The organism is Roseitalea porphyridii (genome assembly GCF_004331955.1).
GTDB classification, from domain to species: domain Bacteria; phylum Pseudomonadota; class Alphaproteobacteria; order Rhizobiales; family Rhizobiaceae; genus Roseitalea; species Roseitalea porphyridii.
Genome location: NZ_CP036532.1, coordinates 3,187,501 through 3,205,701, shown reverse-complemented (window position 1 = coordinate 3,205,701; position 18,201 = coordinate 3,187,501). Strand labels below are relative to the sequence as shown.

The 18,201-nt window shown below is 67.2% G+C and carries 19 protein-coding genes and 1 tRNA gene; 11 read left to right on the top strand and 9 right to left on the bottom strand.

The window, feature by feature from the left end:
* Positions 1-4: 4 nt before the first annotated feature.
* Complete coding sequence (locus tag E0E05_RS15630; RefSeq protein WP_131617546.1) at positions 5-1,279, top strand: GNAT family N-acetyltransferase; 1,275 nt, start codon at positions 5-7, stop codon at positions 1,277-1,279.
* A gap of 5 nt (positions 1,280-1,284) precedes the next feature.
* Here E0E05_RS15630 and E0E05_RS15625 read toward each other — a convergent pair whose 3' ends face one another.
* A complete protein-coding gene (locus E0E05_RS15625) occupies positions 1,285-2,895 on the bottom strand; it encodes an AMP-binding protein (RefSeq protein ID WP_131617545.1) in 1,611 nt (536 codons plus the stop codon).
* Positions 2,896-2,953: 58 nt separating this feature from the next.
* A tRNA-Leu gene (locus E0E05_RS15620) sits at positions 2,954-3,038 on the bottom strand.
* 121 nt (positions 3,039-3,159) lie between these two features.
* On the opposite strand from E0E05_RS15620, the gene E0E05_RS15615 reads away from it, so the two are divergent.
* Positions 3,160-3,837 (top strand): exopolysaccharide biosynthesis protein, encoded by a 678-nt coding sequence (locus tag E0E05_RS15615; protein WP_244597783.1) that lies wholly within the window; start codon positions 3,160-3,162, stop codon positions 3,835-3,837.
* Between the two features lie 40 nt (positions 3,838-3,877).
* Complete coding sequence (locus E0E05_RS15610) at positions 3,878-4,393, top strand: disulfide bond formation protein B (protein ID WP_131617544.1); 516 nt, start codon at positions 3,878-3,880, stop codon at positions 4,391-4,393.
* A gap of 15 nt (positions 4,394-4,408) precedes the next feature.
* Here the strand turns inward: E0E05_RS15610 and E0E05_RS15605 are convergent, their stop codons facing one another.
* Both E0E05_RS15605 and E0E05_RS15600 read right to left on the bottom strand, forming a co-directional pair.
* Complete coding sequence (locus E0E05_RS15605; protein ID WP_131617543.1) at positions 4,409-4,966, bottom strand: HNH endonuclease; 558 nt, start codon at positions 4,964-4,966, stop codon at positions 4,409-4,411.
* A gap of 133 nt (positions 4,967-5,099) precedes the next feature.
* A complete protein-coding gene (locus tag E0E05_RS15600) occupies positions 5,100-5,747 on the bottom strand; it encodes a DNA-3-methyladenine glycosylase family protein (RefSeq protein WP_131617542.1) in 648 nt (215 codons plus the stop codon).
* A 41-nt stretch (positions 5,748-5,788) separates the two neighbouring features.
* Between E0E05_RS15600 and gluQRS the strand changes: the two genes are divergently transcribed.
* Entirely contained in the window at positions 5,789-6,703 is a 915-nt protein-coding gene (gene gluQRS, locus E0E05_RS15595) for a tRNA glutamyl-Q(34) synthetase GluQRS (protein ID WP_131617541.1), read from the top strand.
* On the opposite strand, the gene E0E05_RS15590 is transcribed toward gluQRS, so the two are convergent.
* Positions 6,698-6,991, bottom strand: coding sequence for a hypothetical protein (locus E0E05_RS15590; RefSeq protein ID WP_131617540.1), 294 nt, complete (start codon positions 6,989-6,991; stop codon positions 6,698-6,700). The genes gluQRS and E0E05_RS15590 overlap by 6 nt on opposite strands.
* Before the next feature lie 106 nt (positions 6,992-7,097).
* Positions 7,098-7,985 (bottom strand): YihY/virulence factor BrkB family protein, encoded by an 888-nt coding sequence (locus tag E0E05_RS15585; RefSeq protein WP_131617539.1) that lies wholly within the window; start codon positions 7,983-7,985, stop codon positions 7,098-7,100.
* A gap of 74 nt (positions 7,986-8,059) precedes the next feature.
* On the opposite strand from E0E05_RS15585, the gene E0E05_RS15580 reads away from it, so the two are divergent.
* Genes E0E05_RS15580 through E0E05_RS15570 form a run of 3 tightly spaced genes read left to right on the top strand, consistent with a single transcriptional unit; the run spans position 8,060 to position 9,714 of the window.
* The gene (locus E0E05_RS15580; protein ID WP_131617538.1) at positions 8,060-8,893 is read left to right on the top strand and encodes an SDR family NAD(P)-dependent oxidoreductase; all 834 of its coding nucleotides are present in this window, start codon (positions 8,060-8,062) and stop codon (positions 8,891-8,893) included.
* Between the two features lie 27 nt (positions 8,894-8,920).
* Positions 8,921-9,121 (top strand): twin transmembrane helix small protein, encoded by a 201-nt coding sequence (locus tag E0E05_RS15575; RefSeq protein WP_131617537.1) that lies wholly within the window; start codon positions 8,921-8,923, stop codon positions 9,119-9,121.
* A gap of 14 nt (positions 9,122-9,135) precedes the next feature.
* Complete coding sequence (locus tag E0E05_RS15570; RefSeq protein WP_131617536.1) at positions 9,136-9,714, top strand: cob(I)yrinic acid a,c-diamide adenosyltransferase; 579 nt, start codon at positions 9,136-9,138, stop codon at positions 9,712-9,714.
* 18 nt (positions 9,715-9,732) lie between these two features.
* Here the strand turns inward: E0E05_RS15570 and E0E05_RS15565 are convergent, their stop codons facing one another.
* Positions 9,733-10,626: a bifunctional helix-turn-helix transcriptional regulator/GNAT family N-acetyltransferase gene (locus E0E05_RS15565; RefSeq protein WP_131617535.1), complete on the bottom strand. Its 894-nt coding sequence runs from the start codon at positions 10,624-10,626 to the stop codon at positions 9,733-9,735.
* A 131-nt stretch (positions 10,627-10,757) separates the two neighbouring features.
* Here E0E05_RS15565 and E0E05_RS15560 point away from each other — a divergent pair, with 131 nt between their 5' ends.
* The 3 genes from E0E05_RS15560 to E0E05_RS15550 all read left to right on the top strand — a co-directional run bounded on the left by E0E05_RS15560 (position 10,758) and on the right by E0E05_RS15550 (position 13,450).
* Positions 10,758-11,513, top strand: a complete 756-nt coding sequence (locus E0E05_RS15560; RefSeq protein ID WP_131617534.1) for a rhomboid family intramembrane serine protease — start codon at positions 10,758-10,760, stop codon at positions 11,511-11,513.
* A gap of 246 nt (positions 11,514-11,759) precedes the next feature.
* Positions 11,760-12,509, top strand: a complete 750-nt coding sequence (locus E0E05_RS15555; RefSeq protein WP_131617533.1) for an electron transfer flavoprotein subunit beta/FixA family protein — start codon at positions 11,760-11,762, stop codon at positions 12,507-12,509.
* 11 nt (positions 12,510-12,520) lie between these two features.
* On the top strand, positions 12,521-13,450 hold the full coding sequence (locus tag E0E05_RS15550) for an electron transfer flavoprotein subunit alpha/FixB family protein (RefSeq protein WP_131617532.1): 930 nt from the start codon (positions 12,521-12,523) through the stop codon (positions 13,448-13,450).
* A 102-nt stretch (positions 13,451-13,552) separates the two neighbouring features.
* Here E0E05_RS15550 and E0E05_RS15545 read toward each other — a convergent pair whose 3' ends face one another.
* On the bottom strand, positions 13,553-14,206 hold the full coding sequence (locus E0E05_RS15545) for a DUF1236 domain-containing protein (protein WP_131617531.1): 654 nt from the start codon (positions 14,204-14,206) through the stop codon (positions 13,553-13,555).
* 305 nt (positions 14,207-14,511) lie between these two features.
* Between E0E05_RS15545 and E0E05_RS15540 the strand changes: the two genes are divergently transcribed.
* Positions 14,512-15,960, top strand: a complete 1,449-nt coding sequence (locus tag E0E05_RS15540; RefSeq protein ID WP_342212145.1) for an MFS transporter — start codon at positions 14,512-14,514, stop codon at positions 15,958-15,960.
* Positions 15,961-15,974: 14 nt separating this feature from the next.
* Here E0E05_RS15540 and E0E05_RS15535 read toward each other — a convergent pair whose 3' ends face one another.
* Positions 15,975-17,912: a M23 family metallopeptidase gene (locus E0E05_RS15535; protein ID WP_244597781.1), complete on the bottom strand. Its 1,938-nt coding sequence runs from the start codon at positions 17,910-17,912 to the stop codon at positions 15,975-15,977.
* Between the last annotated feature and the right edge of the window lie 289 nt (positions 17,913-18,201).

The window sequence follows — 18,201 nt, the reverse complement described above, 5'->3', positions numbered from 1 at the left end:
CGCCATGTCCGCATTGCCGGTGATCGAGGAAGACGTCGCCGAAGGCGCGGCCCTGATCATGCCGGGCAGCAGCGGGGCGTCGGAGACCTCCCCCGCCGTGCCGCAGAGCCGGCTGACCAAGGGCAACCGCAAGTTCGCGGTCTATCCGGCGAGCGCCGGCTTCGACATCTTCGACGATCTCGACCCGGTGACCGATTTCACGGTCGAACCGAACATCTTCTTCGCACCGCGCTTCTGCGTGCCGGCGATGCCGCGCCTCGACGAGCGGCAGGTCTACCTGATGGTGCTGCAGGATCGCGATCAGCGCGACGCGAACACGCGCTTCATGATGCCCTACACGATCGAGAAGCCCGGTTTCCGGATCGGACCGGACCTGATCCGCGCATGGTCCAGCCCGTTCGGGCCCTACGGTGCGCCGCTCGTCGAGCGGCGCGAAAGCGCGCAGATCATCGACGATCTGATGCAGACGCTGGCGCTGCCGGGCATTCCGTTGCCCAACATCCTCGCCCTGCCGGACGTCTTCGCCGACAGCCCGGTCGTCTCGCTGTTCCGCTCGGTCGCGCTGTCGAACGGCCTTCCGATGGCGTCGACGCGGCCCGTGCGCCGGCCGGTGCTCGATGCGACCGGCGATGCCGACGACTATCTCAAGCGGACCGTCAGCGGCCATCACCGGCGCAACATGGCCCGGCTCTGGCGCAACCTCGACGCGATGGGCGGACTGTCCTTTGACATCGCCCGCAACCGCGAGGCGGTGCGGATCGCGATGGAGGAGTTCCTGCTTCTTGAAAACGCCGGCTGGAAAGGGCGCCAGCGCACCTCGCTGGCCGCGGACCGCTACCGGGCGGCGTTCGCCCGCGAGGCGGTGAACGGGCTTGCCGACCGCGACCGCTGCCGCATCCATCAACTCAAGCTCGGCGAGCGCGTCATCGCCTCGCTGATCGTGTTCGTCGATGCGGGCCGGGCCTGGACCTGGAAGACCACTTTCGACGAGACGCTCGCCCGCTTCTCGCCGGGTACGCTGCTCATGCAGCGCGCGACCGAAGCGCTGATCGACGATCCCAACATCACCAGCGCGGACAGTTGCGCGCCCGAGGACCATCCGGTGATGAGCCGGCTCTGGCAGGAGCGGCGCGATCTGTTCACGCTTGTGATCGGGCTCGAGCAGGGACGCGACCGCGAAGTCCGCCAGGCGGCCACGCAGATCGAACTGTACAAGTCGACGCGGACCACGGCGCGGCACATGCGGCGGCGGCTCAACAGCCTCCTGGCACGCCGCTGACGGCGTCACCCGTCGCGGAAATGACGGCGGATCACCTTGCCCGACTCGGTCAGCGGGATCGCGTCCACGAAGTGGATCTCGCGCGGATACTGATGCGCGGACAGGCGTGCCCTGACGAACCCGGCGATTTCGCGCTTCAGCGCTTCGTTCCCGGCGACGCCGTCGCGGAGCTTGACGAAGGCGGCCACGATCTCGGTGCGGACCGGATCGGGCCTGCCCACGACGGCCGCCATCTCGATATCGGGATGGGCGGCAAGGCAATCCTCGACCTCGGACGGTCCGATCCGGTAGCCGGACGAAGTGATCACATCGTCCATGCGCGAGACGAAATGGAAGTAGCCTTCGGCGTCCATGCGCCCTGAGTCGCCGGTCATCAGCCAGCCCCTGCGGAACTTGGCCCGGGTCGCTTCCGCGTCGCGCCAGTAGCCCAGGAACATGACGGGATCGGGCGCGCGCACGGCGACCTCGCCGGCCTCGCCGACATCGGCGCGGGAACCGTCGGCGCGCAGGATCGCGACCTCGTGGCCGGGCACCGGCCTGCCCATCGAGCCGGGCCGGTCGACGCCGAGCGCGGCGCAATTGGCGAGCATGGCGTTGCATTCGGTCTGGCCGTAGAACTCGTTGACCGGCACGCCGAACCGCTCGGTTGCGCGTGCGTGGGTCCGATGGCCGAGCGCCTCGCCGGCCGTGCCGATCACCCTGAGCGAGAGGCCATCGAACGACAGGCCCTCGGCCGCCAGCAGCATGCGCAAGGCGGTGGGCGGCAGGAAGACGTTGGTGACCCGCGCGGTCCGCATCACTTCGAGCGCCCAGCCGGGTTCGAACCGGGGCGCACGCGCTGCGACCACGGGAAGGCCGTGGCAAAGCGCCGGCAACAGCGCGTTGAGCAGACCGCCCGCCCAGGCCCAGTCGGACGGTGTCCAGAACACGTCGCCCGGCTGCGGCATGAAATGCTGGGCAATCTCGATGCCCGGCAGGTGGCCGAGCAGCACCCGGTGGCCGTGCAGCGTGCCCTTGGGCTGCCCGGTCGTGCCCGAGGTGAACAGCATCATGGCCGGATCGTCCGGCGTCGTGTCGGCCTCAAGGACCGTGTCGCCGGCCGCCGCGATCAACTCGTCGAGCAGAACCGCGCCGGCGGGCGCGCGGTTGGACGCGACGACGAGGTCGACATCGCCCAGCCCGCGGGGGAGGGTCCTGGCGCGTTCGATCCCCTTGGCGAAGGCGACGAAGGCACGGGCCCCGGAGGCTGCAAGCCGATAGGCGATCGCATCCGGCCCGAATTGCGTCGCCATCGGCACGGCGATCGCGCCGAGCCGATAAACGGCAAGATGGGTGACTGCCGCCTCGATCGACTGGGGAACCATGATGGCGACCCGGTCGCCCCGGCCGATGCCTGCGTCGGCAAGCGCGGCGGCCAGACGGCGCGATTTCCGGGCGAGGTCGGCGAAGCTCAGCACGCGCCGTTCGTCGCCCTCGACGTCGATGATCGCCCGCCGGTCGGGCGCCGTGCGGGCCGGTTCGTCGGCGCAGGCGGTGCCGATGTTGAAGCGGGCCGGCAGCCGCCACTCGAACGTCCGCATCAGGCTTGCGTAACTGTCGGGATCTGTGGGCAGCATGGCCGGCGTTCTTTCGCGCCTTCGAACCTTGAACGCCGGTCGGGAACGGCGTGGCCCATGGTGCCCCCTTCCGGGGTCGAACCGGAACTCCCGAAGGAACCGGATTTTGAGTCCGGCGCGTCTACCAATTCCGCCAAAGGGGCTGGCCATGGCCGAGCAAAGCTGTAGGAGCGCGCCACCGATCCGTCAAGGCAGGCCGGCCGAGGCGGTCGACGGGGCCTCGTTTAGGCAATCTTTGGGCTTTGCCGCTAGGCGGGGTCTGTTATGAGCACGCAGCAGACCACAGAGCCGGACATGGCGATGACCGATGCAATGAGCGCCGACGAGACAACGCCGCGCGGCGCGCTGGCCAAGATCGAGCACATCCTCAGGACGCAGTCCGGCGACGATCTTGCCGCCGAGATGACGCTGGGCGAACTTAGCGACGCGATGGAGGAGCGCGCGTTCGGTCTTCTGATCCTGATCCTGGCGCTGCCGTGCTGTCTGCCGTTCGTCTATCTGCTGCCGCAACTGGTCGCGCTGCCGATGGTCGTGCTCGCATGGCAGATGGCCATGGGCCGCCGCGCGCCGTGGCTGCCCGATGCGCTGCGCAACCGGAAGCTTCCGGTCGCCGGCCTGCTCGACGTGGTCGACCGGACGCGCCGCTATGGCGGCGGGTTCGTCGAAAAGCTCGCGCATCCGCGCCTGGTCGGCCTGACCGGTGATCGCGGCACGCGCGTGATCGGCGCGTTGATGGTCGTCCCGTGTCTTTCGATCCTGGTGCCGCTGCCGCTGACCAACACCGTGCCTGGCTTCGGCGTCTCGCTCGTGGCGGTCGGGCTGATCGAGCGTGACGGGCTGTTCGTGATCGGCGGTCTGGTGATCGGGCTTGCCTGGGTGCTGCTTCTGGCCGTCGGCGGACCGGCGCTGATCTACTATCTTGTCGGCCTGCTGGCCGGCTGATACCACGCCCGCGCCACAATCGGCCGGAACAGACCATCCCATGGACGTGACCCGCAATCGCAATGTGCACCTGTTCGGCGCGCTCGCCCTGGCTGCGGCCATGGCGCTTGTCGTCGGCACGGCGCTGGCCTTCGAACATGTCGGCGGGTTCATTCCGTGTGCGCTGTGCCTTGAGCAGCGCACGCCCTACTATGCCGCTATCCCGGTCACGCTCGTCGGCGCGCTGGCGGCCGGGCTCGGATGGCCGTTACTGGTCGTGCGCGGCGCACTTGTCGCCGGCGGCCTGCTGATGGTCTACGGCCTCTATCTGGGTGTCTATCACGCGGGCGTCGAATGGGCGTGGTGGCAGGGGCCGGCCGACTGCGCCACCTCCGCCACCTCCGGCATCGCCACCGATGCCGGCAGCCTTCTGGCCGATCTGGACGCGGTCACGCCGCCGTCCTGCGACGAGGCGGCGGGCCGGTTTCTGGGCCTGTCCTTTGCGGGATGGAACGTGATCGCCAGCGCCGGCCTCGCAATCGCGGCCTTCCTGCTGGCCACGCGTCCGGCGCGCTGAACCGTCGCGGTCGGCCTAAGGCTCCAGTTCGACGTCCCAGTACAGATAGTCCATCCAGCTTTCGTGCAGATAGTTCGGCGGAAAGCTGCGGCCATTGTGGTGCAAATCGTGCACGGTCGGCTGATAGGGCATCTGCTGGGGTTGCATGTCGGTGTTCTGGGGCATGCGGCCGCCCTTGCGCAGATTGCAGGACGAGCAGGCAGTGACGATGTTTTCCCAGGTCGTCTGGCCGCCGAAGCGGCGCGGGACCAGATGGTCGAAGGTCAGATCGTCGGCCGCGCCGCAATACTGGCATTCGAAACGGTCGCGCAGGAACACGTTGAACCGGGTGAAGGCGGGGTAGAGCGCGGGCTTGACGTACTGCTTCAGCGAAACGACCGAGGGCAGCCGCATCGCCGCCGACGGCGAGCGGACCTCGTGTTCATATTCTGCGACGATGTTCACACGGTCCAGAAAGACAGCCTTGATCGCGTCCTGCCACGACCAGATTGAAAGCGGATAGTAGCTCAGCGGACGGTAGTCTGCATTCAGCACCAGGGAGGGAAGCGCCTCCGGTGAAACGGCCACTGTCAAGACCGGCCCCTTTCAGTTCTGCCTCTCGCGCGCCTTATACTAAGCGCCTTGTGACAGGCTTGTGAAGCTAGCTGCGATCGCTTCTATGTATAGGAAAATGGCCGCTATTCAACAGTTTGGCGCGGCCGGCCGGTCAGGGCAGCACGGCGCGGCCGCTGCGCTGGCCATACCAGGCCCACAAGAGACGCGCGGCGACGCCCCGCCAGGGCGCCCATGATTCGGCCATCGCGCGCAGCGCCTTGTCGCCGGGACGCGCGTCCAGCGCGAACAGATCGCCCGCGGCCGCCTGCAGCGCCAGGTCGCCGGCGGGGAAGATGTCGCGATGGCCGGCGGCGAAAAGCAGATACACCTCCGCCGTCCACGGGCCGATGCCCTTGACCGCCGTCATCGCGGCGACCGCGTCCTCGGCGGGGATCGTGCACAGATGCTCGAGGTCGAGCGCGCCGGCCCCGATGGCCTCGCAGACCGCAAGAAGCGTCCGCTGCTTGGGCCGAGACAGGCCCGCCTCGCGCCAGGCCGCTTCTCCGGCCGCCACGTAGTTCTCGGGCGTCAGAGGATCGACCAGCCGGGTCAGGCGTCCGGTAATCGCGTCGGCGCTCTGCTTGGAGACCTGCTGTGCGACAATGATCGACGCAAGCCCGGCGAAGCCGGGCGTCGAACGCCGCAGCGGCACATGCTCCACCTCGTCGACGAGTTTCGCCAGCCCTGCGTCGGCGTCCGTCAGATGGGCGAGCCCTTCGGCGATGTCGTCCAGCGTCTCGATGGTCCGGTGCGGGGGCACGGTCGGGCGTTCCTTTCGTTCGTCGGGTCGATGTGCCACAGATGGGGCCGATTGCCAGCCCTTCCAACGACGCTTCAGACAGGTCGCCCTTGGTCCCGGTCTTCCGTTTCGCCCCGAGCCCGAACGGGTATCTGCATCTCGGCCACGCCTATTCGGCACTCGTCAATTTCGAGATGGCAAGGGCAGTAGGCGGCCGGTTCCTGCTGCGCATCGAGGATATAGACCAGGCGCGCTGCACGCCCGAGTTCGAAGCGCGGATGCTCGAGGAGCTGCGCTGGCTGGGGCTCGAATGGGAAGAACCCGTGCGAAGGCAGTCGGACCATTTCGGCGACTATGCCACGGCGCTCGAACGGCTGGCGGAGGCAGGGCTTGCCTATCGGTCATCGATGAGCCGGGGCGATATTCGCCGCTTCGTCGCGGCCCACGAGGAGACGGGCGCGATCTGGCCGCGCGATCCGGACGGGGCGCCGCTGTTTCCGGGCCGCGCGCATGATCCGGGCGAAGGCGGCGACATCTGGCGTCTCGACGTTGCGGCCGCCATCGATCATCTGGGCGGTGCGCGCGATCTCGGCTGGACCGAGCACGGCGCCGGGCCGGAGGGCGAAACCGGCCGGCTTGCCGCCGATCCGACCGCCTGGGGCGACTTCGTGCTGGCGCGGCGGGACATGCCGACCAGCTATCACCTGTCGGTGGTGGTCGACGATGCGTTGCAGGGGATCACCGATGTGGTGCGCGGGCGTGACCTGTTTCACGCCACCGCCGCCCATGTGCTGCTTCAGGCGCTGCTCGGCCTGCCGCAGCCGGAGTATCACCACCACGACCTCGTGGTCGATGAAACCGACGGCCGCAAGCTCTCCAAGAGCCGTGGCGACACCGCGCTCGCCGCGTTGCGCGCGGCCGGCGCGACCCCTGCCGACATCAGGCGGATAGTGGGACTTGGCGCCCCTCGCTCATAGGCCGAAACGGCGCAGCACGTTCTTTGTGAGCGCCAGAAGCGTCAGGCAGATGAAGGCGCCGGATATGGCGCGCACCGCGTCGGCGATCGTCGATTCGAACGGCAATCGGATGGCGCCGCCGAACTGGATGCCGATGACCGCGCCGGCGATCAGGATGAGCATGTTGCCGATCACGCCGAAGCCGTCCTCTTCGAGCACGCCGTCCATCGCCAGGCCGCCGAAGAACCCGGCAACGCCGACGATCAGCAACAGCATCAGGAACGTGTTCGTGTCCATATAGGCAAGCATGGCCGGTTCCTACTCCTTGGCCCTGCCAACCTAATCGAAAGGCGTTGGCGCATCGGAAACGGCGCCGGGGCAAGCCGAGCGATCGCGTCAACCAACCGTTAACCGTTTACTCGGCCGCCTGGCCCGCCGTCGGCGCGCGGGCCGGCAGGACGAAGGCGCGCGCTGCGCGATAGCGCAGGATCGCCGCGTTGATCTCGGCGCCGAGGATGAAGATCGCCGAGATGATGTACAGGAACACCAGCGCGATCATGATCGACGCCAGTCCCGCATAGGTGGTCACGTAGGTGGCGAAGCGCTCCAGATAGGCGGCGAAGATGCCCGCGCCGAGCAACCAGGCGAAGATGGTCAGTGCGATGCCCGGCACCAGCGATACGAGGCTGCGGCGGCCGGCCGGCAGCCATTTGTGCACGACGAACAGGCCGGTCACCAGAACCGCAAGAGCGACGACATAGCGCCAGAAGCCGATCGAGAAGGAGACCGCCGCGATACCGGGAAGCCATTGTTCGGCGATCCGGTAGGCGAGCGGCGCGAGAACGAGAAGGAAGCTGATCGCCATGAACCCGATCGTCGCGATCAGCACGAAGAAGAAGCTCTGCAGGCGCTGAAAGGTGAACGAGCGGGTCTCGGTAACCCGGTAGGCGCGGTTCAGCGCGACGCGCAGCGCCTCGATCCCGTTGGATGCGAACACGGCCGCGATGATCACCGACAGGGTCAGCAGGCCGCCGCGCGGCACGGTCAGCACGTTCTCGACCTCGCGCGCGATCGGCGCGGCGATGCGCTCGGGCCAGGTGTCGAAGACCAGATGCACGGCGGTCTCGGCGAACCGGTCCGCACCAAGGAAGGTGGCAAGAGTGGTCGCAAAGATCAGGAACGGAAAGATGGCGAGAAGTGTCGACAGGGCGACGTGGCTGGCGAGCGCCCAGCCGTCGGTCTCGTTGAAGTGGCCCACCGCATCACGCAGGACGCGCCGGGTGATCAGGAATTGTCGCAGCATGGCGTCGCCGGTTTGAATTGCGCCCGCATGCCCAATGTGGCAAGCGCCCCGCCGGAAATCTACGCTCGGACGTCATGGCACGCAAACCCTCCATCATCGTCACCGGCTGCTCGTCGGGGATCGGCGCCTATTGCGTCGAAAGGCTGCAGGACGATGGCTGGCACGTGATCGCCACCGCGCGCAAGGCGGCCGATCTGGACCGGTTGCGAGAAAAGGGCCTCCAGGGGGTCCGGCTCGACTATGCCGACCCCGGTTCGATTGCGGCCTGCGCGGCGCTTGCCATGGAGTTGACCGGTGGCCGTATCGATGCGCTGTTCAACAATGGCGCCCATGCGCAGCCCGGGGCCGTCGAGGATGTCCCGGTCGAGGCGCTGCGCGCCCAGTTCGAGGCGAACCTTTTCGGCTGGCATGACCTCACCCGGCGCATCCTGCCGGCCATGCGCGCGCAGGGCGCCGGACGGATCGTCAACAATTCCTCGGTGCTCGGTTTCGTGCCGGTGCCGCTGAGGGGCGCCTACACCGCCTCCAAGTACGCGCTCGAAGGGCTGACGCTGACGATGCGCCAGGAGCTTGCCGGTACGGGCGTCCATGTCAGCCTGATCGAGCCGGGGCCGGTGCCCTCGCGCCTTGCGGTCAACACGCTTGCCTGGATCGAGCGATACATCGACGTTGAGGGTTCGGCGCATGCGGAGCGTTATCGCGCCCGGATCGCGCAGTTGCGCGCCGGCGGCACGGCCGACGATGGCGGCCGGGCGCTGTCATGGTGCTATCGGGCCCTGAGGTCGGCACTGACGGACGCGAACCCGAAGGCGCATTACCACGTTACACCCCAGACGCGGCTAGCGGCCGCAGGCAGGCGGCTGTTGCCGGCAGGCCTTTTCTATCGACTCCTGGCGCGTGGCACCTAGCTGATAGCGTAACGAAACAGGAAACCCATGTCCGGACCATTGTTCTACATCACCATCTTCGTCATGCTCGCCGTGTTCGCGGTGCTGCTGGCGGGCCTGCGCAACATGATGAAACAGGGCGACGCGAACCTGTCCAACAAGATGATGCAGGCGCGTGTGTTCCTGCAGTTCATCGCGGTGGTCCTGATCGTGGTGGTCGTCTATCTTGCCCGGCAGGGCAGTGGCTGAAGGGGGCACGGGCGATGGTCGTTCTGAACAAGATCTACACCAAGACCGGAGATGACGGCACCACGGCGCTCGGAACCGGCGAGCGCCGGCTGAAGTACGACACGCGCGTGGCGGCTTACGGCACGGTCGACGAGACCAATGCCTGCATCGGCATGGCGCGGCTGCAGACCGGCGGCGATCCCGATCTCGACCGGATGCTTTCGCGCATCCAGAACGATCTGTTCGACCTTGGCGCCGATCTGGCGACGCCCGAGACCGAAGAGAAGCTCGAATACGAACCGCTGCGGGTTACCGATACGCAGGTGTCGCGCATCGAGGCCGATATCGACGCGCTCAATGCCGGACTGGCGCCGCTGCGCTCGTTCGTGCTGCCGGGCGGTTCTGCCGCCGCCGCCGCGCTTCACCTGGCGCGGACGGTGGCGCGCCGGGCCGAGCGCGAGATGGTGGAACTGGCCGAAATGCCCGGCGAGCACGTCAATCCGGCCGCGCTCAAATACATGAACCGCGTTTCCGATTTCCTGTTCGTGGCGGCGCGCGTCGTCAACGACAATGGCGCGCGCGACGTGCTCTGGGTGCCCGGCAAGAACCGCTGAGCGGGCTTCGGTGCGGGGTCAGGCCGTCGCTTCGGCGTCGAGACGCTTTTCGAAGAAGTGATCCGGATAGGGGTCGTCGTTGAAGCGGTCGATCTCGGTCCAGCCGTCGCGCTTGTAGAGCGCATAGGCCTCGGGCAGGGCCCGGTTCGTGTCGAGCCGCAGCACTTGCATCGACAACGCCCGCGCCTCGTCCTCGACGGCTCGCATCAAGCGTTTTCCGAGACCGATCCCGCGTGCGTGCGGGGCAACCCACAGGCGCTTGACCTCGCCCATCCGTGAGCCATTGCCCTTCAGGCCGACGCAACCGACCGGCAGGCCGTCGGAGGACGCGACGAGAAAGGTGCCGTGCGGGCGGCGCATGTCCGCGGCGTCGGGATCGCGCGACAGGGAGACCTCGAAACCCTCTTCGAAGCGCTCGGCGAGTTCCGCATAGTAGGCTTCAAGACAGAAGCGGGCGTCGTCGCTGGCCGGGTCCACCGCTTCGATGGCGATGTCCTGCCGGCCGATTACCGTGGCGATCAGGTCCATGGCCGCGAGCAGCGCCTCGGTGCCGTGCTGGCCGGACAGGAAGGTCTCGGCGCGGGCATTCGACAGGTCTTCGTAGGCGGCGAATTCGCGCCGGCCCGCCGCCGTCAGCTGCGCCACACGCCGTCGCCCGTCCTGGGGATGGGGCTTCGTGGCGACCAGCCCTTCCTCCTCGAGGCTGCGCAGCAGGCGGCTCATCAGGCCAGAATCGAGGTTCAGATAGTCGCGGATGTCGGCGACGTCCTCGCGGCCATGGCCGATCGCATTGAGAACGCGTGCCGCGCCGAGCGGCCGACCACGGCCGAGAAACGAATCATCGAGCGCCCCCACCTCTCGGGTCACGGCGCGACTGAAACGGCGGAATCGGTGGATTGCTGTGGTCGTCATGATAGCTGACTTTAGTCAGGTAAATTGACGCGGGCAATGCCCGACCCGACCGCGCATTGGGAAATTGTCCGTTGAATTCGCCGCCCCGCTCCGCTCTAATGGCCGCCACACGCCCCTGGAGCCCGACGCGGATGTTCGTGCCGCTGCATGATGCCAACCGGCTCAAGCACATCGACCTTCAATATGTGACGCTGGGGCTGATCGCCGCAAACGTGCTCGTCTTCGTGTTCGTCAACCTGGTGGCGACCGAGGAAGGGCTCTACGCCACGGTCTTCTCGCTCGGCTACACGCCCGCGGTGGTCAACGACTTCTCCGAACTGCCGCCCGAACTCGTGCTGATCCCCGAGGAGCTTTCGCTGGTCAGCTACGCGTTCCTGCACGGCGACTTCTGGCATCTTGGCGGCAACATGCTGTTCCTGTGGGTGTTCGGCGACAATGTCGAGGACGCGTTGGGCCATGTGAAGTTCTTCGTCTTCTACATACTGTGCGCGATCGCCGGTGCGCTGGCGCACGGGTTGATGGATCCGGCCTCGGCGGCGCCGCTGATCGGCGCCTCGGGTGCGGTCGCCGGCATCGTCGGCGCCTATCTGCTGCTGCATCCGAAGGTCCGCGTCTGGGTGCTGGTTCTGGGCCGCGTTCCGCTGCCGCTGCCCGCCTGGATCCCGCTGCTGTTCTGGGTCGGCTTCCAATTCGCGATGCTGGCCTTTCTCGGCGACGATCAGGTCTCCTGGGCGGCGCATGTCGGCGGCATCATCGCCGGCATGGCGCTGGTCCTGGTGCTGCGCCGGCGCGGGGTGCCGCTGTTCGACCGCGAAGTGCAGGCGCCGAAGGCTGTCGAGGTCGAGGCCGACAAGCCGCCGACACACGGACCCTGGGGACGCGGCTAGCACGCGATGTCTCCCGCCGGCCATCGCCGTGTCGCGGTGACGCGGCCTATAACGTTGACGTAAACGTCAGAATTTCATAGGTCGGCTCCCGCGACGATCGGGCGGGGCTTGCGCGACGGCGCAAAAACAAGCATCCACGCGCCGACGCGGCGTGTCGGACTTGCGCAAGCAGAACCGCCGGTCGGAGCCTAAGGGCTGACCGGGTCAGGACCCCCGGTCCGGCAGCGCACGAAGGGAGTTGGTGCGATGAAGATATTGGTGCCCGTCAAGCGGGTGGTCGACTACAACGTGAAGATCCGGGTCAAGCCGGACGGCTCGGGCGTCGAGCTCGCCAACGTGAAGATGTCGATGAACCCCTTCGACGAGATTTCCGTCGAGCAGGCCATCCGGATGAAGGAAGCCGGCCAGGCCGACGAGATCGTCATCGTGTCGATCGGCCCGGACAAGGCGACCGAGACGATCCGCACCGCGCTCGCCATGGGCGCCGACCGGGGCATCCTGATCAAGCATGACGATATCGTGGAGCCGCTGGCGGTGGCCAAGATGCTCAAGGGCGTCGTCGAGGCCGAGGAGCCCGGTCTTGTCATCCTCGGCAAGCAGGCGATCGACGACGACGCCAACCAGACCGGCCAGATGCTGGCCGCGCTGCTGGGCTGGAGCCAGGGCACCTTCGCCTCCAAGGTCGAGATCGATGGCGACAAGGCCAAGGTCACGCGGGAAATCGACGGCGGCCTGCAGACGATCGAGATCGCCATGCCGGCGATCGTGACCACCGATCTGCGGCTTAACGAGCCGCGCTACGCTTCGCTTCCCAACATCATGAAGGCCAAGAAGAAGCCGATCGAGGAGAAGGCTCCGGCCGACTTCGGCGTCGATCCGGCGCCGCGTCTTCAGGTGCTCAAGACCGAGGAACCCGAAGGCCGCAAGGCGGGTATCAAGGTGGCCGACGTGAACGAGCTTGTCGACAAGCTCAAAAACGAAGCCGGCGTTCTTTAGGGATCACGATCATGACCATTTTGCTCGTAGCCGAACATGACAACCAAACCCTGTCGGATCAGACGGCCAAGGCGCTGAGCGCCGCCAAGGACATCGGCGGCGACGTCCATGTGCTGGTCGCCGGCAAGGGCGCGCAGGCGGTGGCCGATCAGGCCGGCAAGCTCGACGGCGTCGCCAAGGTGCTGCTCGCCGAGGAGGCCGCGCTCGAACACCAGCTCGCCGAACCTATGGCGGCGCTGATCGTCGGTCTCGCCGACGGCTATGACGCGTTCGTCGCCGCCGCCACGACCAACGGCAAGAACATCATGCCGCGGGTCGCAGCCCTGCTCGACGTGATGCAGCTTTCCGACATCACCGAGGTCGTGTCGGCCGACACGTTCAAGCGCCCGATCTATGCCGGCAACGCGATCCAGACCGTCCAGTCCTCGGACGCCAAGAAGGTGATCACCGTGCGCACCGCCTCGTTCAACGCGGTGGGCGAGGGCGGCAGCGCCACCGTCGAGACGATCGACGCGCCGGCCGATCCGGGCCTTTCGTCCTACGTGTCGACGGAACTTTCGGGCGGAGATCGGCCAGAATTGACCTCGGCGAAGATCATCATCTCAGGCGGTCGCGCGCTTGGTTCTTCCGACAAGTTCGAGGAGGTGATCCTGCCGGTTGCCGACAAGCTGGGCGCGGCGGTCGGCGCCTCGCGCGCGGCGGTCGATGCGGGCTATGCGCCCAATGACTGGCAGGTGGGACAGACCGGCAAGGTGGTGGCTCCCGACCTCTACATCGCCTGCGGCATCTCGGGGGCGATCCAGCATCTGGCCGGCATGAAGGACTCAAAAGTCATCGTCGCCATCAACAAGGACGAGGACGCGCCGATCTTCCAGGTTGCCGACTATGGCCTCGTCGCCGATCTGTTCGACGTTCTGCCGGAACTCGAAAAGGCGCTTTGACGCCGCGCCGCCCGGTGAGTCCGGGCGCTATCGGCATGGAAAAAGGGGCGCCCGGCGGGCGCCCCTTCTTTCATTCGGCCCTGTTTGTCCGGGCTTGTGCGCTCAGCGATAGACGTGGACGATCTGCCGCGTCTGCGGGTCGATCAGAACCGGCTGACCGTTGAGGTAGGCATACTGGTAGTCATAGTCGGGCACCGGCGTCAGCTGCACGGTCTCGGGCACGCCCGCACCGACGACCACCTCGCCTTCCAGATAGACCGGTTCGGCCGGGTTCTCGACGACATAGGTGCCGACCGGCTGCGGCGGGTCGATCGCCGCGCCACCAACGGCGCCTGCGACGCCGCCGACCGCCGCGCCGACCGGTCCGCCGATCAGGGCGCCGGTAATCGCACCGCCGGCTGCACCGACGGCCGCGCCTTCGCTGCCACCGTCATAGGAAACGAACGGCACCTGCAGCTGGTCGCGGCGTTCGACGACCACCACCTGTTCGTTCTGAACGCTGGCCTGCAGGTACTCGCCATAGGACCAGCCGGTCTGCCCTTCATAGCTGACCTGGCACCAGGAACTGGCTTCCACGCAGCCGTCAACGACGACATTGTCGCCGCCGGCGATCACGCCGATGGGCTCGTACTGCGGGCCGGGGCCTGAGCGGATGTTCAGATCGGTCGTTGCCTGCGCCGTCGTGTCGGCGTGTGCCGGAACGGCGGCCAGTGCCGCGATGGCTGCGACGGTTGCGGTCAGGATCGTGCGTTTCATTGGTTTTCTCCTTTCGAATCCCTTCGGCCACCCAATGCCGCTGCGTCGCGGTCGTTCCGGCGCACGGGATCGGTGACGGACCCATGGCGGTCAACTTGGCGAGGCGTCGTTCACAATCGGAGAGGTGATGGCGAACGCGCCTGCCGTTACCGACGGCAGCTGGTTCGAATGGACGGGGCCTTTTTCTTTGCCTTGTCCGGCCCGCTCGCATAGCGTGGCGCCGAACCGGGGGCGTTATGGCAGAAGCGGCAACCCATCCAGCGGGCGGCAGCCGGACTTTCTGCCCGCGCCAGCGGCGCAGGTTCGTGCTGATCGCCGCTATCCTCGCCTCCTCCATGGGGTTCATCGACGGCTCGGTGATCTCGATCGCGACGCCGGCGATCCGTGCCACGCTGCCGGCGACGCTTGCCGAGGCGCTGTGGATCAACAACGCCTACATGCTGTTCCTGTCCTCGCTCATCCTGATCGGCGGGGCGGCGGGCGACCGCTACGGGCTGCGGCGGATGTTCATCATCGGCATCGCCATCTTCACCGGCGCCTCGATCGCATGCACGATCGCGCCGAATGCGGAAATCCTGATCGTCGCGCGCGCCGTGCAGGGCCTGGGCGCCGCGATCATGGTGCCGGGCAGCCTGGCGATCATCGCCAAGGCCTATCCGGCCAACGAGCGCGGCAAGGCGATCGGCATCTGGGCCGCCGCCTCGGCGCTGACCACGGCGGCCGGGCCAATCCTCGGCGGTGCTGCGCTGAGCCTTTTCGGCGAGCAGGCCTGGCGTCTTCTGTTCGCCATCAACCTGCCGTTCGGCGCGGTCGCGCTTGGCATGTTGTGGTTCCTGGTTCCGCCGGACGAGGCGGAGGGAGGCCGCCGCCTCGACGTGGTCGGCGGCGCGCTGATCACGCTGGCGCTTCTTGTTCTGGCGTTCGGGCTGACCGGCACGGGCGGGGAGGGGAGCGTGCCCGACCCGGGCTCGGTCGCGACGGCCGTCATGGTAAGCGCCGTGCTTGTGGCCGTTTTCGTGTGGTGGGAGCGCCGCGCGGCGGTGCCGATGGTGCCGCTGTCGCTGTTCCGGATACGCGCGTTTTCGGGCGCGAACCTTCTGACCTTCTCGCTCTATTTCGGCCTGTCGGCGATGCTGTTCTATCTGCCGATGACGGTGATCGGCGGCTGGGGCGTAACAGAGGCGGCCGCGGCGATCACGTTCGTGCCGATCACGGTCTTCGTCGGCCTTCTGTCCGGCAGGGCGGGCGATTATGCCGGAAAGCACGGCGCGGCGCTGCCGGTAACCGCGGGGGCGCTGATCGTGGCGAGCGCCTATGCGATCCTTGCCGTCACCGTGCACTGGCAGAACTTCTGGTTGGGCGTGCTGCCGCTGATGGTGCTGTCGGCGTTCGGCATGTCGCTGCTCGTCTCGCCGCTGTCGACGGCGGTGATGACCTCGGTCGATGACGAGCAGACCGGCACGGCCTCGGGCATCAACAATGCCGTTTCGCGCGTCGCGGGACTGGTGGCGGTGGCGGCCATGGGGCTTCTGGCGGCCGCGCTCTATCCGATGCTGATGCCGCCGGGCGCCGAAACGAGCTTCGGCGAGATCCTCGAGGGGACATCACAGGCGCGCGCCGCCGATCACGCTGCGGCGACGACGAACGTCTTCTCGACGATCGCGCTCGTCACGGCGGTCTTGTCTGCGCTGTCGGCGGTGATCGCCTGGACGACGTTGCCGCGCACAGGCCAAGCCGAGCCGCAACGGACATAGGCCCGTTCGGGCGTTCAGCCGTCGGCGCTGGCGACTTCGGTCGTCTCTTCGAGGTCGATTTCCAGAAGCGTGTTGATCCGGTCGCGTTCGCGCTTGAAGGCGACCAGTTCGGCGCCGGACAGTGTCTTGCCGTCGGGCAGGCGCACGCGCATCGGGTCGACGCGCTTGCCGTTGACGCTCATCTCGTAGTGCAGGTGGGGGCCGGTCGACAGGCCGGTCGAGCCCACATAGCCGATCACCTGGCCCTGGCGGACCTTGGCACCGGCGGCGATGCCCTTGGCGAAGCGCGTCTGGTGCGAATAGGAGGTCTCGTAGCCATTGGCGTGGCGGATCACGGTCTGCTTGCCGTAGCCGCTGTTCCAGCCGGCCTTGACCACGGTGCCATGGCCCGGCGCGATGATCGGGGTGCCGCGCGGGGCGGCCCAGTCGGCACCCCAGTGCATGCGCGAATAGCCAAGGATCGGGTGACGGCGCATGCCGAAGCCGGACCGGAACTTGCCGGTCGGCACGGGATTGCGCAGCAGGAACTGCCGGGCGCTGCGGCCTTCCTCGTCATAATAGTCGGTGGTGCCGTCGGCGCTGCGGAACTTGTAGAACTTGCGCGACTGGCCGCCGAAGGTGGCGCGCACGAACAGGACCTCGCGCGCGGCGTCGCTGACGCCTTCCTCGGGCACCGAATAGAAGAGTTCGAGCGAATCGCCGGGCGTGACCGGCGACCGGAAATCGACATCGGCGGCAACCATGCGCACGATCTGCGCGGCCAGCGACTGCGGCAGCTCGTAGGCCAGCACGCCGCGATAGATCGCATCATAGATGGACGGCATGTCGCGCGGCGGCGGTGCCGGCTCGGTCGCCTGCTGGCGGGCATGGCGCATGATGCCGCTGTCGACGGGCTCGGGCGCCGGCACGAACTGTTCCTGGTCGTTGAGCGCGATGGTCAGCACATGATCGCGGCCGGCATAGACCGTCGCGCGGATGACGCGTCCTGCCTCGGCCTGTCCTTCGTCGAGCAGGCCGAGCCGGATGGTGTGGCCGCCGCGCAGCGAAGTGGCGTTCAGCAGGGTTGCGAGAGCCTGGGCCATCTCGCCGCCGCCAGGATGGCCGGCCGATTTCATCAGCGCTTCAAGTTCGGTCGTCTCGTGGACCTCGATCAGGTCCTCGGCATACTTGATTTCCGTGCCGTCTTCGGCCGGTTCGGCGATCGATACGTTCTGCGGCACGATCCGGGCCTGCGCGCCGGTGCTTGCGATGCCGGCGAGAAGCGGGTCGTCCACGCCGAAACGGCGCGGGTCGACATAATGCAGAGAGGCGACCTCGATGGCGCCCTCGATCAGCACGTCGGCGCGTTCGCGGACGGCCTCTTCCGCTTCGGCCAGGCTGATCTCGAACGCGGTGTCATAGGTCTCCTCGTCGTTGAAGACGAAGTCGGTCACCCGGATCGACGCGCCGGTCTCGATGCTCGCGCCATAGATGAGGCTGCGGGTCGACAGGTCCTCGGCGGGTTCGGGTTCGGTCTCGCCGGATTCCGAGAAGATGGTCAGGGGATTGAACGGCGGGTACTCGGTCTCGACCGAACGCGCCGCCGCGAGCGTGATCGACAGGTGCTCGAAAGGCCGGGTGCGCACGACGTCGGCATCGCTTGTGCGGGTGACCGTCGACACGCTCATGCGGCGCCGGTCGCTGGGCGGCTCGGAAGCGAGGATGCTCATGCCGACCAGCCGCGCCGTCTTCACGCCGGGCTGCGCGTCTTCATGGGGATGGCTCGCGCGCGAGGCGACCTCGGGCGGGGTGGCCAGAAACTGCTTGCCGTCGAGGGCCGCGAAAAGGGCCGCTCCCATCAGCGTGGTGGAGGTCAGTCCGGTCAGGAAGGTTCCGGTCAGCCAGCGCAGCGAAATCTCGCGCCGGTCCGGCGCGCGCCGGGCGGTGCCGGCAATGGCAGGCTCGTCTCCCACCAGATCTCTTTGTCTGTGCGGCTTTGCCGTCATGGGCGCATGGCTTTTTGTCGATCCCCTTGAGGTCAATGCCTTGTGGGGTCAAATGTGTCAATCAAATGGCCCTGCCGGTCGGAGCTCCCGGGTTTGGCGGGCCATCGGAGGGGCCGTCGAGGCGCTGTCAAAAAAATGTAAAAAATCGCTCGTTTGATGATTGACAGGTCGCGGCCCCCACGACTATATACCGCTCACCAACGAGGGCGGCACCGCCGCTGGCGTCCCTTTGCTTCGCTCTCTTGGTCATCACAGA

What these genes read in the sequence shown, in the direction of transcription:
- E0E05_RS15550 (WP_131617532.1), top strand. Translation starts at nt 12,521, where the DNA reads ATGACCATTTTGCTCGTAGCCGAACATGACAACCAAACCCTGTCGGAT.
- gluQRS (WP_131617541.1), top strand. Translation starts at nt 5,789, where the DNA reads ATGGGGCCGATTGCCAGCCCTTCCAACGACGCTTCAGACAGGTCGCCC.
- E0E05_RS15560 (WP_131617534.1), top strand. Translation starts at nt 10,758, where the DNA reads ATGTTCGTGCCGCTGCATGATGCCAACCGGCTCAAGCACATCGACCTT.
- E0E05_RS15630 (WP_131617546.1), top strand. Translation starts at nt 5, where the DNA reads ATGTCCGCATTGCCGGTGATCGAGGAAGACGTCGCCGAAGGCGCGGCC.
- E0E05_RS15555 (WP_131617533.1), top strand. Translation starts at nt 11,760, where the DNA reads ATGAAGATATTGGTGCCCGTCAAGCGGGTGGTCGACTACAACGTGAAG.
- E0E05_RS15545 (WP_131617531.1), bottom strand. Translation starts at nt 14,206, where the DNA reads ATGAAACGCACGATCCTGACCGCAACCGTCGCAGCCATCGCGGCACTG.
- E0E05_RS15590 (WP_131617540.1), bottom strand. Translation starts at nt 6,991, where the DNA reads ATGCTTGCCTATATGGACACGAACACGTTCCTGATGCTGTTGCTGATC.
- E0E05_RS15625 (WP_131617545.1), bottom strand. Translation starts at nt 2,895, where the DNA reads ATGCTGCCCACAGATCCCGACAGTTACGCAAGCCTGATGCGGACGTTC.
- E0E05_RS15580 (WP_131617538.1), top strand. Translation starts at nt 8,060, where the DNA reads ATGGCACGCAAACCCTCCATCATCGTCACCGGCTGCTCGTCGGGGATC.
- E0E05_RS15610 (WP_131617544.1), top strand. Translation starts at nt 3,878, where the DNA reads ATGGACGTGACCCGCAATCGCAATGTGCACCTGTTCGGCGCGCTCGCC.
- E0E05_RS15575 (WP_131617537.1), top strand. Translation starts at nt 8,921, where the DNA reads ATGTCCGGACCATTGTTCTACATCACCATCTTCGTCATGCTCGCCGTG.
- E0E05_RS15585 (WP_131617539.1), bottom strand. Translation starts at nt 7,985, where the DNA reads ATGCTGCGACAATTCCTGATCACCCGGCGCGTCCTGCGTGATGCGGTG.
- E0E05_RS15615 (WP_244597783.1), top strand. Translation starts at nt 3,160, where the DNA reads ATGAGCACGCAGCAGACCACAGAGCCGGACATGGCGATGACCGATGCA.
- E0E05_RS15570 (WP_131617536.1), top strand. Translation starts at nt 9,136, where the DNA reads ATGGTCGTTCTGAACAAGATCTACACCAAGACCGGAGATGACGGCACC.
- E0E05_RS15565 (WP_131617535.1), bottom strand. Translation starts at nt 10,626, where the DNA reads ATGACGACCACAGCAATCCACCGATTCCGCCGTTTCAGTCGCGCCGTG.